9 protein-coding genes are annotated in these 12,340 nt (G+C 72.2%); 2 read left to right on the forward strand and 7 right to left on the reverse strand.

The genetic code is table 11. From position 1 onward, the window contains the following. Positions 1-4: 4 nt before the first annotated feature. The 5 genes from kdpB to ABD944_RS27325 form a co-directional block, all read right to left on the reverse strand. On the reverse strand, positions 5-2,164 hold the full coding sequence (gene kdpB / locus ABD944_RS27305; RefSeq protein ID WP_345181392.1) for a potassium-transporting ATPase subunit KdpB: 2,160 nt from the start codon (positions 2,162-2,164) through the stop codon (positions 5-7). Next, positions 2,164-3,831, reverse strand: coding sequence for a potassium-transporting ATPase subunit KdpA (kdpA, locus tag ABD944_RS27310; protein ID WP_345181395.1), 1,668 nt, complete (start codon positions 3,829-3,831; stop codon positions 2,164-2,166). The genes kdpB and kdpA overlap by 1 nt, the downstream gene beginning before the upstream one ends. Continuing rightward, entirely contained in the window at positions 3,831-3,920 is a 90-nt protein-coding gene (gene kdpF / locus ABD944_RS27315) for a K(+)-transporting ATPase subunit F (RefSeq protein WP_345181398.1), read from the reverse strand. Before kdpF ends, kdpA begins: the two co-directional genes overlap by 1 nt. Then, entirely contained in the window at positions 3,917-4,057 is a 141-nt protein-coding gene (locus tag ABD944_RS27320) for a hypothetical protein (RefSeq protein ID WP_345181401.1), read from the reverse strand. Before ABD944_RS27320 ends, kdpF begins: the two co-directional genes overlap by 4 nt. Positions 4,058-4,221: 164 nt before the next feature. Beyond that, the gene (locus tag ABD944_RS27325; RefSeq protein ID WP_345181404.1) at positions 4,222-4,692 is read right to left on the reverse strand and encodes a GbsR/MarR family transcriptional regulator; all 471 of its coding nucleotides are present in this window, start codon (positions 4,690-4,692) and stop codon (positions 4,222-4,224) included. 86 nt (positions 4,693-4,778) lie between these two features. Here ABD944_RS27325 and ABD944_RS27330 point away from each other — a divergent pair, with 86 nt between their 5' ends. Continuing rightward, positions 4,779-5,699 (forward strand): ABC transporter ATP-binding protein, encoded by a 921-nt coding sequence (locus tag ABD944_RS27330; RefSeq protein ID WP_345181408.1) that lies wholly within the window; start codon positions 4,779-4,781, stop codon positions 5,697-5,699. A gap of 35 nt (positions 5,700-5,734) precedes the next feature. Beyond that, entirely contained in the window at positions 5,735-6,571 is an 837-nt protein-coding gene (locus ABD944_RS27335) for an ABC transporter permease subunit (protein ID WP_345181410.1), read from the forward strand. An 18-nt stretch (positions 6,572-6,589) separates the two neighbouring features. Here the strand turns inward: ABD944_RS27335 and ABD944_RS27340 are convergent, their stop codons facing one another. Both ABD944_RS27340 and ABD944_RS27345 read right to left on the reverse strand, forming a co-directional pair. Continuing rightward, positions 6,590-9,379, reverse strand: a complete 2,790-nt coding sequence (locus ABD944_RS27340; protein ID WP_345181413.1) for a protein-arginine deiminase family protein — start codon at positions 9,377-9,379, stop codon at positions 6,590-6,592. Next, entirely contained in the window at positions 9,376-12,270 is a 2,895-nt protein-coding gene (locus tag ABD944_RS27345) for a hypothetical protein (protein WP_345181416.1), read from the reverse strand. The genes ABD944_RS27340 and ABD944_RS27345 overlap by 4 nt, the downstream gene beginning before the upstream one ends. Positions 12,271-12,340 lie beyond the last annotated feature (70 nt).

Below are 12,340 nucleotides of genomic sequence, written 5' to 3' on the forward strand. Positions count from 1 at the left end.
CATGTCAGGACATCCCCGGAAGGAACTGGACGATGAGGTCGATGAGCTTGATGCCGGCGAAGGGCGCGACGATGCCGCCGAGCCCGTAGACGCGGAGGTTGCGCGACAGCAGCCGTGAGGCGCTGCTCGGCCGGTACCTCACCCCGCGCAGCGCCAGCGGGATCAGCGCGACGATGATCAGGGCGTTGAACACCACGGCCGACAGGATCGCCGACTGCGGGCTGGCCAGCCGCATGACGTTGAGCGCGTCCAGGCCGGGGAAGAGGCTCACGAACAACGCCGGGATGATCGCGAAGTACTTGGCGATGTCGTTGGCGATGGAGAACGTGGTCAGCGCCCCGCGGGTGATCAGCAGCTGCTTGCCGATCTGGACGATCTCGATCAGCTTGGTCGGGTCGGAGTCCAGGTCGACCATGTTCCCGGCCTCCTTGGCGGCGGAGGTGCCGGTGTTCATCGCCACCCCCACGTCGGCCTGGGCCAGGGCGGGGGCGTCGTTGGTGCCGTCCCCCGTCATCGCCACGAGGCGGCCGCCCTCCTGCTCCTTCTTGATCAGAGCGAGCTTGTCCTCGGGCCGGGCCTCGGCGAGGAAGTCGTCCACGCCCGCCTCGTCCGCGATCGCCCTGGCGGTCAGCGGGTTGTCCCCGGTGATCATGACGGTGCGGATGCCCATGGCCCGCATCGCGGCGAACCGCTCGCGCATGCCCTCCTTGACCACGTCCTTGAGGTGGATCACCCCCAGGACGCGCGCTCCCCCGCCGGCGGCCTCGCCGACCACGAGCGGTGTCCCGCCGGAGGCGGAGATGCCGTCGACGATCTGGCCGAGCATCGGCGGCACGGTCCCGCCCTCCCGGCGGACCCAGTCGGTGACCGCGCCGGCCGCGCCCTTGCGCAGCGACCGCTTCGTCCCCTCGTCCAGGTCGACGCCCGACATGCGGGTCTGGGCGGTGAACGGCACCCACTCGGCGTGGGACAGTTCCCCGGGCGTGCGCTCGCGCAGTCCGTACCGCTGCTTGGCGAGGACCACCACCGAGCGACCTTCGGGCGTCTCGTCGGCGAGGCTGGACAGCTGCGCCGCGTCGGCCAGCGCGTCCTCCCCCACTCCGTCGAGCGGAAGGAACTCGGCCGCCTGCCGGTTCCCGAGGGTGATGGTGCCGGTCTTGTCCAGCAGCAAAGTGTTGACGTCGCCCGCCGCCTCCACCGCGCGCCCCGACATCGCCAGCACGTTCCTCTGGACCAGCCGGTCCATGCCCGCGATCCCGATCGCCGACAGCAGCGCACCGATCGTCGTCGGAATCAGGCACACCAGCAGCGACACCAGCACGATCCCGGTCACCCCGTCCGCACCCAGGGCCGGCGAGTCCGGCACTCCGGGATTGGTGTCCTTGGAGTAGATCGCCAGGGGCTGGAGCGTCGCGGTGGCGAGCAGGAAGACGACCGCCAGCGCGGCGAGCAGGATGTTCAGCGCGATCTCGTTCGGCGTCCTCTGCCGGCTCGACCCCTCCACCAGCGCGATCATCCGGTCGATGAAGCTCTCGCCGGGCTTCTGGGTCACCCGCACCACGATGCGGTCCGACAGCACCCGGGTGCCGCCGGTCACCGCGCTGCGGTCGCCGCCCGACTCCCGGATCACCGGGGCCGACTCCCCCGTGATCGCCGACTCGTCCACGCTGGCGATGCCGTCCACGACGTCGCCGTCCGCCGGGATGGTCTGCCCGGCCTCGACGACCACGATGTCGCCCTGCGCGAGCTCGGGCGCGGGGACCGGCTCTTCGCGCACGTCCACCGCCCCGGGCCGCCAGCCGGCCAGGCGCCGGGCCGTCATGTCCCGCCGGGCCCGCCGGAGCGTGTCCGCCTGGGCCTTGCCGCGGCCCTCGGCCACCGCCTCGGCCAGGTTGGCGAAGACCACCGTGAGCCACAGCCAGGCGACGACCAGCCAGCCGAACCAGGTCGGATCGGTGGCCGCCAGGACCGTGGACCACACGGCGCCGATCTCGACGATCAGCATCACCGGGTTCCGCCACAGCGTCCGGGGATCCAGTTTCCGGAGCGCGTCCGGCAGGGACCGCAGCATCTGCCGCGGATCGAGCAGGGCGCCCCGGGCACGGCCCGAGGGTTCGGAGGCGGGCGACTGCGCGGGCGTCCGCGCGGTCTGCGTCGTGGCCATCAGTGGATTCCCTCTGCCAGCGGCCCGAGCGCGAGCGCGGGCAGGAACGTGAGCGCGACGAGGACGACGGTGACGCCCGCGACCAGCCCGACGAACTGGGGCCGGTGCGTGGGCAGGGTGCCGTCCGATTCGGGGGTGTGCCCCTGGCGGGCCAGCGAGCCGGCCAGGGCGAGCACGAAGACGATGGGCAGGAACCGGCCGAGGGCCATGCAGAGCCCCAGCGCCGTGTCGTACCAGACGGTGTTGACCGTGAGGCCCGCGAACGCGGAGCCGTTGTTGTTGGACGCGGAGGTGAACGCGTACAGGACCTCCGTCAGCCCGTGCGGGCCGGAGTTCAGCAGGCCCGCGCGGCCGCTGCCGGTCGCCATCGCCGCGGCGGTCCCGGCGAGCACGAGCGCGGGCGTGACCAGGAAGTACAGCGCGGCGAACTTGATCTCCCGCGCACCGATCCTCTTGCCCAGGTACTCGGGCGTGCGGCCGACCATCAGCCCCGCCACGAACACCGTGATCACGGCGAGGACCAGCATCCCGTACAGGCCCGAGCCGACGCCGCCGGGCGCAACCTCGCCCAGCATCATGTTGACCAGCGTCATCATGCCGCCGAGGCCGGTGTAGGAGTCGTGGAAGGAGTCCACGGCGCCGGTCGACGTCAGCGTGGTCGCCGCGGCGAACACCGCGGAGTTCAGCACCCCGAATCGCGCCTCGGTGCCCTCCGTGGCCGCGCCGACCGCGGTCGGGACCGTCCCGTGGTGCAGGCCCTGGAAGACCATGGTGAGCGAGACGCTCACCAGGGCGAGCAGACCCATGACCGCCGCGATCGCGTACCCCTGCCGCGGCTGGCCCACCATGCGGCCGAAGGTCCGGGTCAGCGCGAACGGGATGAGGAGGATCAGCAGGATCTCCAGCCAGTTCGTCCACGCCGCGCCGTTCTCGAAGGGGTGCGCGGAGTTGGCGTTGGTGAAGCCGCCGCCGTTCGTCCCGAGTTCCTTGATCGCTTCCTGGGAGGCCACCGGGCCGCCCGTCAGCGTCTGGACGCCCCCGGCGACCGTGTCCACCGTGTGGTGCGCGGGGTCCCAGAAGTTCTGGACCAGCCCGCCGGACACCAGGACGACGGCGCCGACGAAGGCGATGGGGAGCAGGATCCGCAGCGACCCTCGGGTCAGGTCGACCCAGAAGTTGCCGAGGTGATCGCTCTTGCGGCGCGCGAATCCGCGCACCAGCGCGACGGCCACGGCCATGCCCACGGCCGCCGAGACGAAGTTCTGCACCGCGAGCCCGGCCATCTGCACCAGGTGGCCCATCGTCGACTCGCCCGCGTACGACTGCCAGTTGGTGTTGGTCACGAAGCTGACCGCGGTGTTCCAGGCCTGGTCGGGCTTGACCGGGTCGAACCCCAGGCTGAGAAGGAGGTGGTTCTGCACCCGCTGGAAGCCGTAGAGGAACAGCACACCGACGACCGAGAAGGCCAGGACGCTGCGCGCGTAGACGCCCCACCTCTGCTCGGCTTCGGGATCGACTCCGATCAGCCGGTAGAGCAGCCTCTCCACGCGCGAATGCCGCGTCCCGGAATAGACCCTGTACATATAGTCGCCCAGCGGCCTGTACGCCAGAGCGAGGGCGAGCAGGAGAGAGCCGAGGAAAAGGACCCCGGCGACCGTCGGGCTCACTAGAAACGCTCCGGGAAAAGAAGGGCCGCGACCAGGAAGGCGACCAGCAGTACGGCCAGCGTCAGGCCGATTCCGTTCTCCGCGGTCACAGCCGCTCGACCGCCTTCACGACCAGCGCGAACAGGGCGAAGACCGCCACCGTCAGCAGGATGAACGCCAGATCTGACATTTCTCGATTCCTTGGAGGGCGGCGGAATGCCGCCACGGAGCGCCGGGTGCTCGTCACACCGCACCCGCTTTGGGGGTGCATCAGGCAGTAAACGGCACTTGCCCGGCACTTCTCCGAACCGTTGACGCGTTCTTAGCGCGCGGGAGGCCGCGCTTAACGCTTCCTTAACGCCCTGGGATTCCGGCGTGCGCCGAGAACGCTCGTTCCCTCGCCCCCGGGCGCTACCGGCCCTCGGCCCGCCGGCGGGGGTACTCGGCCCGCCAGCGGTCGACCAGGGCGGGCATCTCGCGGAACATGAAGCCGTAGAAGTCGCGCATCTCCCCGAGGCGGCCGGCGGCGAGGCTGTCACGGCCCGCGGCGGCGATGCCCTGGTCGGCGGCCTCGAACATGGCCTGGATCAGCCCGTTCTGCGTGGACATCAGCGTGGCCCAGGCGCCCTCGCGGAGCCGGTAGTGCTCCCGGCGGCTGCCCGGGGCCGGGACCCGTTCGATCAGCCCCACGGTGGACAGCATCTTGATCGCTCCGGACACCGACCCGGAGCTGATGGAGAGCCGCTCGGCCAGTTCGGGAGCGGTCACACTGTCGGTCTCGGCGAACATCAGCGCCGCCAGCACCCGCGCGGTCGCCTTCTGCAGACCCCCCTGGGACAGGGTCAGCGCCAGCCGTTCGGCGGCCTCGCCCGTGTCGGCCACGATGCTCCCCTCTCCTCGCGATCTCCAGCAGAGCTTAACAGCTCAGAGTCTTCAGAAATCTTTGAAACTTCTGATAACTTCGAGCCATGCACACGGTGATCGAGCTGACCGGGCTCACCAAGAACTACGGCTCACGGCGCGCCCTGACGGGCCTGTCCCTGCGGGTCGGCGCCGGGGAGGTGGTCGGCTACCTCGGCCCCAACGGCGCCGGGAAGTCCACCACCATCCGGCTGATGCTGGATCTGATCCGTCCCACCTCCGGCACCGCCCGGGTGCTCGGCCTGGACCCGCGCTCCGGCGCGGTCGAACTGCACCGCCGCGTCGGCTACCTGCCCGGCGACTTCGTCGCCGACGGCCGCCAGCGCGCCGGGGAGTGCCTGACCTTCCTGGGCGGCCTGCGCGGCGGCGTCCCCGTCCACAGGATCGCCGGTCTGGCCGAGCGGCTGGACCTGGACCTGGCGGCCCGCATCGGAAGCCTCTCCAAGGGCAACCGGCAGAAGGTCGGCCTGGTCCAGGCGTTCATGCACGATCCCGAACTACTGATCCTGGACGAGCCCACCTCGGGCCTGGACCCGCTGGTGCAGCAGACGTTCCTGGAGATGGTCGCCGAGGCCCGCGACGCCGGGCAGACGGTCTTCATGTCCAGCCACATCATGAGCGAGGTGGAGGCCGTCGCCGACCGGGTCGCCATCATCCGCCAGGGGCGCCTCGTCACCACCGACACCATCGCCGGCCTGCGCGCCCGTTCCTCCCTGCGCGTCCGGATCGGCTTCGCCGCCCCGGTCGCGGGCGCCGAGTTCGCGGCCCTGCCCGGCGTCACCGGCGCCGAGGTGGAGCCCGCCGGCAGCGGCTGCGTCCTCACCTGCCGCGTGGACGGAAGCCCCGACGCCCTGGTCAAGGCCGCCGCCCGGCACACCGTGACCCGCCTGCACGCCGACGAGCAGGACCTCGAAGAGCTCTTCCACGCCTACTACACCGGCGAGGACGACGCCGTCCCCGCCGCCTGACCGGCCACGACCGACCCCCTTCCAAGGACGAGACCATGACCACCACCCCCGCCGGCGCCGTTCTTCCCGGAGCCTCCGGCCCCGCCCGTGTGTTCAGCCGCACGATGTTCGCCAGGACGCTCTTCGACAACCGGCGCGTCCTCACCGCCTGGGCCCTGGCCACCGGCCTGCTGGCCGCGGCGTACGCCGGCTTCTACCCGCAGGTCACCGCGGACGCCGCCGGCAGCGTGCCCGCCGCCATGAGCGGGTTCGGGTTCGACGACCTCACCTCGGCCGCCGGCTACCTCCAGGGCGCCGTGTTCGGGCTTCTCGTGCCGCTGCTGGCCACGTTCTACGGCGCCGCCACCGGCGCCCGCATGATCTCCGCCGACGAGGAGTCCGGCTACCTGGACCTGCTGCTGGCCCATCCGATCGGCCGCACCCGCCTGCTGCTGCACCGCTTCGCCGCCCTCGCCGCCGGAGCCGTCGCCATCGCCGGTGCGGTGCTGGCCGCGATGCTCGCCGTCCGCACGAGCGCGGGACTGGAGTCCGTCGCCGTCTCCGGCTTCACCGCGCAGACCCTCAACCTGGCGCTGCTGGCACTCGTCTTCGGCGCCCTGTCCACCGCTCTCGGCGCGGCCACCGGCAAGGGCCGCGCCTTCGTCTTCGGCGTCACCGCGGGAACAGGGGTACTGACCTACGCCCTGAACGGCTTCGCCGCCCAGATCGGCGCCGACCGGCTCCGCGCCCTCACGCCCTTCCACTACTACATCGGCGGCGAACCGCTGAAGAACGGCTTCCGGCTCGCCGACGCGGCCGTCCTGGCCGTCGTCGCGGCGACGCTCGTCGCCCTCGGAGCCTGGCGGTTCGGCCGCCGCGACCTCGGCCGCTGACGCCGCCCCCGGCGGGCCTCAGCGCCACCATCGCAGGCCGGTGGGGGCGGTGCGCAGCACGTTGGTCCCGCAGTGGATGGAGCCCAGGCGCACGTGGTAGTACCACGCCTCCACCCAGGTCACCCGGTAGCCGATCCGGTCGGCGACGGCCTCGGTCCAGGCCTCGAAGAGGTCGACCTTCCGCTCGGGGATCTGCAGCTTCCGCCAGGCGCTCCCTCTGAGGAAGCCGCGCGAGTCGAACGCGCCGGGGTTGGCCCGGACGATCTGCTGCCGGATCTCCCCGCGGTCGGCCTCCTTGGGCCAGCCGTCGCGGAAGGCGGAGGTCAGCTTCTGCGCGTCGTCCCCGGCGAGGTCGCCCGGTATCGAGCCGGGCCGTGCCCAGTAGACCGTGCGGTCGAGCCCGCGGGCGCGCAGCCACTGCGGCGTGAAGCGCGCCGCCTTCACGTCCCCGACCTGCTCGGCCACGGCGCGCAGCACCCGGGCGGCCGCCTCGACGTCCATCCGCGGCCCGTGCGGCCGCGGGACCAGCAGCCAGGGGGCGGCGACCTGGAGGTTCGCCAGGTTCGGGGTGAAGGCGGCGGTCTGCTCGGCGAGCGCCGACCGGTCGTCGAAGACGACCGGGAGCTTGAGGATGGGGAGCGCGCCGTACTCGGTGGTGAGCTTCTCCTCGGTCTCGGTCAGCTGCCCCTTCGCCGGGACGGACGCGCCGTCCGGCCCCGTCCGCTGAGCGGCCGGCTCGGGGTCCTCCAGGTCCTCGTTCGTCCCGTCGCGGAAGAAGTCCAGCTCGAAGATCGAGATGCCGGCCGGCAGCGGAGGGGTGGTCGGCTGCCAGGGCGAGTCGGGCAGCGGGAGCGGGGAGTTCGGGATCGGGCCGGCGAAGTCCCGGTACCGCTTCGCCATCGACAGGTAGATCTCCGGCGGTTCGATCGGCAGAAGCTGCCCCCTCTCGTGCTGGTGCAGCCACTGCATGCCGCGGAGCAGATGGGTGACCGGGTTCGCGCCCTCGTAGGTGAGCCGCCCGGTGCGGGTGGGGATCCAGTTCTTGTACCGGGTCAGCTCGCCCGGCGAGAGGCCCGCCATGAACTCCTGCCGTGCGGCCTCGACGAGCTTCAGCGCGACGAGCGGCGAGGAGCGCAGCACGGCGCCCTTCGGGCTCTGCGGGTCGCGCAGGTCGGGGACGAACGCCAGCACCTCGTCCACGTGGCCGACGTCGAGCCAGCTGGTGTCGACCTCCAGCACCCGCTGGCGGCCCTGCGCCTGCCCGCGCAGGAAGGCCAGGAGCTCGGGGTCCATGTCGGTCGCGGTGGAGCCGTCCGGCTGCGGCGTGGTCTGGTTGCCGACGACCACCACGCCCGCCGGGGCCTTGGCGTGCGGCGGCCCCACCTCGATGTTGCCGCCGAAGTTGTGGCTGGAGTGCCACTGCTGGAGGCGCTTCTCCAGGCGGCCCACCTCCGCCTCGGACATCAGGAAGTCCTGCTGAGGCAGCTTCCCCACGGCCGGCAGCCGCAGCCGGAGCTGGGGCGCGCCCTGCGGGACCGGGATCTCCCGCCGGACGTCCTCGACCTGCTTCTCGGCGTTCTGGACGAGCCGGCCGAGCTTGTCGTGCTGCTTGTAGAAGGGCGAGTCCGGACGTTCGGCCGCCGCCCTGGCGACCTGCTTCAGCCGGCCGACCAGCGCGGGCAGCTCGTTGCGGGCGCGGAAGAACTCGACGGTCGCGTCGCCGAACACCGCCACGGTCGTGTTCAGCTCGACGTCGGTGCCGATCCGCGCGATGGACTCGAACAGCTGCCGGCGCAGCATCTTGACCCGGATCATGATCACCAGGGCGCGGTCGCTGCCGACGAAGCCGAGCCGCCCGGTCGTGCCGTCCGGGGAGGCGATGGTCAGCTCCCGGTCCCAGAACGACTGGCAGATCCCGAGGTCCCGGCTCGGGAAATGAGCGGTCACCATCGAGCTCAGGTTGGGCGCGACGACCCCCTGCGCGGCGTCCGAACGGGTGCGCGGCGTGTGGAGGAGCACGCGCGTCGGCCCGTCCGGGGTCTCGGTGAAGCCGAGCTGGTACTGGTCCTGGATCCAGCTGTCGCCGCCGTGCACCTCCATCGGGACGAGGGTCAGCGGCACGCCGAGCGGCTGGAGCGCCGCCTGCACCTCCGCGACGGCGGGACCGTTGTCGTCCAGGGGCCTGGCCGGGTCGTCCGCGGTGACCTGGCACATGTAGAGCCGTTCCAGCGCGCCCGCGTTCCCGATGAGGACGAGCGGGGACACGGTGAACAGCACCTCGTCCTCGACGACGGTGCCGGCCGGGTCGTCGCGCTCCAGCCAGACCGTGACCCGGCCGTCCGGGAGCCCCGGAGCCGGTCCGCTGAGCGCCGCGGCGGCCGGCGGAGCGGCCGGAAGGTCCACCGCCTCCAGCGCCAGCCTGCGGGGAAACGGCGCGACCGGCAGCCGGAAACGGACCCGATTCCCCGCCCCGGCGGCCCCGGCGAGCCGCCTGCCGGTGGCGTCGACCACCGCGCATCGCGCGGCGTCCGCGACCCGCAGCACGACGAACAGCGGGCCGGGGGCCGCGGTGACCTCCTCCACGAGCAGCCCGGCCGGCTCGTCGTCCCCGGCCGTCTTCACCGGCAGTTCGCGGTCCAGCCGGACGGGGTCGCCGCGGGTGACCGTCGTGGGCAGCCGCCGGGCGTCGTCGTCCAGGTTGGCACGGACCAGGGCCCCCGGCGGCGCCTGCCGCCGCGCCCATTCGCCCGGCCGCGCGGAGAGCCTGCCGTCGCGGTCGAAGTCGGCGTGCAGCCGGTAGGCGGTCATCGACCGCTCGCGGCCTCGTGCCCGGCGCCGGACCCGGCGGGAGCGTCCGCGGCCCCCTCGCCCCGGCCGGTCTCCCCGTCCGCCAGCGCCACCGGGGCGGAGGGCTTCAGCGCGTCCCGCAGCGGGGGCACGTCCGAGACGTCCTGGACCAGCACCAGGTCGGTGGGGATGACCACCTCCCAGGGCTTGGAGTTCGCCGGGTACGGCACGCCGTTGTCGAGCTTGCCGAGGTTGGTGGTGATCTCATCGATGATCGGCACGTACAGCTCGTCGTCGATCCGCGGAACGTCGTTGCCGTCCCAGATGTTGCCGGTGTACACGAAGTAGGCGACGGCGCTCTCGAAGCCGGGCCGCACCGGCACCTGCACGCGCGCCGCGCCGGCACGCAGGAAGGCGGCGAAGTCGGCGTCCGGGTCGGTGATGTTCAGCGCGGAGATCCACCGGGCCCGCCGGCCCCACATGTGGGGGTAGCAGACGTAGAGCATGTTCTGCCACTCGAAGGCGTTCTCCAGGAACCGGATGTACTTGCCGTTGGCGTTGGCCTTGTCGAGGTCGAGAACCGGCTCGGGCGGGGTCTTGGGCACCGGCGGCTGGAAGGAGTCGAGGTTCAGGTCGGGCTTCTTGGCCAGCATCATGATGACCCACTTCTTCAGCTCGTCGCGCTCCACCCGCCGGTTGACCAGCGGGTTGCGGCCGAACTGCTGGTTGGTGCTGCGCTGGAGCTCCCGCTGCGCGGCCCTCTCGTTGTACTCCGCGAGCTGCTGCTGGTAGGCGGCGATGACGGCGTCGTAGACCGACTGCTGCCACCGGGCCTCCGCCTCCGCGGTGACGACGCACTCCACGTCCACGCCGACCGACCAGCACAGGGCCGTCACGGCGATCGAGACGGAGAGCTCCTTCTCCCCGGAGGCCGTCCCGCTCTTGGCGCCGAAGATGTCGGTGTAGATGTACAGCTGGCCGCCGATCACGATGTGGAAGTTGTGCACGCTGCCGGCCTCGAACAGATGGGTCGCCTGCACGGTCACGCTCTTGGCGGCGTACCCCTCCGGTATGTCGATCTTCCCGGCGCGGCCGAAGTTGGTCGTGGTGGTGCCGTCCTGCTTGTCGAAGAACGTGACCGTGCGGGTCGACGGCGGCGGAGCGGGCGCGTTGACGACGCGGTAGCGGGCGACGAACTCGGTGTAGTTGCCGCGGGTCAGGTAGGACGGCCGCAGGGGCTGCCCGTCGGGCATGGCCGGCGCCTGCGGCTTCACCAGCTCGCTGTCCTGCGGCGGGTTCTCCACCAGGCCGTAGAGGTAGTACGCCGCCGGCTCGGGCACCACGAAGTCGAACATGAACCGCTGGCCGTAGTTGAAGACCTGCGCGTCGTAGACCTTGTTCAGCCACCGGTAGATGCCGCGGACGTGCTTGGCGAAGCTGTTGCTGAACGCGTGCCGGTTGGTCTCCTCGAACTCCTCCAGCGTCCGCCGCCGGACGAGGCTGCGGACGCGCTCGCGCACCTTCTCCGCCGTGCGCTGCGTGACCTCCTGCGAGAACGAGGACGCCTTGCGCTGGGACTCCTCGGTGGAGGTCGAGCTTCCGGCCTTGACGCTGGAGGAGAACGACGCGGCCGGGCCGTAGCTGCCGCTCACCTGGAGCCCGGCCTCGATGTCGAGCTGGCTCTTGACGTGCTTCTCCGCCTCGTTCTGCAGCTCGTCCCGCTCGGTGGACTGCAGGTCCCGCTCCTTCTCGGTCTCGGTCTCCGTCTCGTCCTCCGTGGTCACCTCCACCTGGGTGAGCCGGCGGGTCGAACGCTCCCGCGTCTCCCCCGCCATGATGTTCTCGACGTGGGCGAACTCCCCCAGCTCGTAGGCCTTGATCTTCTGCCGCACCACCAGCAGGTCGGCCACCCCGGCGGCGGAGTGCTGCGGCGCGGGCGGCGGCGGCCCGGCGGCGAGCCCCTCGCCCCGGGCGCTCATGGCCCGGTGGAACCGGTCCAGGTCGATCTCGCCCCCGTCGAAGGCCAGGGTCCCGGTCGGCCGGACGTCCGCCGCGGCCTGCCCGGCGGCGTGGTGCAGCTCGGCCTCGACCGCGGGGATCGCCCGGAACGGCCGCAGGTCGCCGGCGAGCAGCCCCAGCCGGTCCAGCACTCCCCGCGTCTCCTCGCTGAGCCCCGCCACGGCGTCGGCGGAGAGCATCGGCTCGGCGCTCGCCGCCTCCGGGGCCTCGGCGGCGGCGCCCGGGGCCGCCGCGGCGGTCACCGACGAGAACACCAGGTGCCTGCCGTCGTGGATCAGCCTGAGCAGCTCGCGGTGCGCGCGGCCCAGGTCGTCCAGCCAGGCCCTCTCCCCGTCGTCGCGCTCTGCCGGGACGGGCGGCACCGGCGCGGACGGCGGAGCCGGCGCGAGTCGCCCCAGGAACGAGGGCAGCGTCGCCGGCGTGCTCATGACGTCGCCGAGTGATCGCTCCTGCCCGGCCGCCCCGGCCGAGGCGGCCAGCGAGAGAAGCTTGGCGTCGAGCAGATCCCGCTCGGCGGTCCCCTCGGCGTCGCCGCGGAGCGCCGCCGCCAGCAGCCGGTCGCTCAGCTCGGCCCGGGCCGCGGCGAACTCCGGCGCGTCGACCAGCTCGGCCAGGGACCGCCCGTAGGCCCGCGAGACGCAGCCGTCCAGGTCGGCCTCGCCCAGCGTGCTCTTCTCGTTCGCGTAGAACCAGGCCCGCAGGGGGGCGAGGTCCAGGCCGGCGGTGCGCGCGGCCGCGTCCGGCCGGGCGGGACCGCTCGCCATCTCGCGGAGCCTCTCCCGGTCGGCGCCCTCCGCCGCGGCCTCGGCCAGCCGCCGGTAGAGGTCGGACGTCTCGACCATGACCGGCATCCCGGCCAGGGTCGCCTGCCTGCGCGCCGGGCGCACGGTCATGAACCGGAATATGCCTTCACTCGCCATCGAGGTTCCTCCACGGTCTTCCCGGCCGCCGCTCTGGTGGACG

This window comes from Actinomadura verrucosospora (assembly GCF_039540335.1).
GTDB classification, from domain to species: Bacteria; Actinomycetota; Actinomycetes; order Streptosporangiales; family Streptosporangiaceae; genus Spirillospora; species Spirillospora verrucosospora.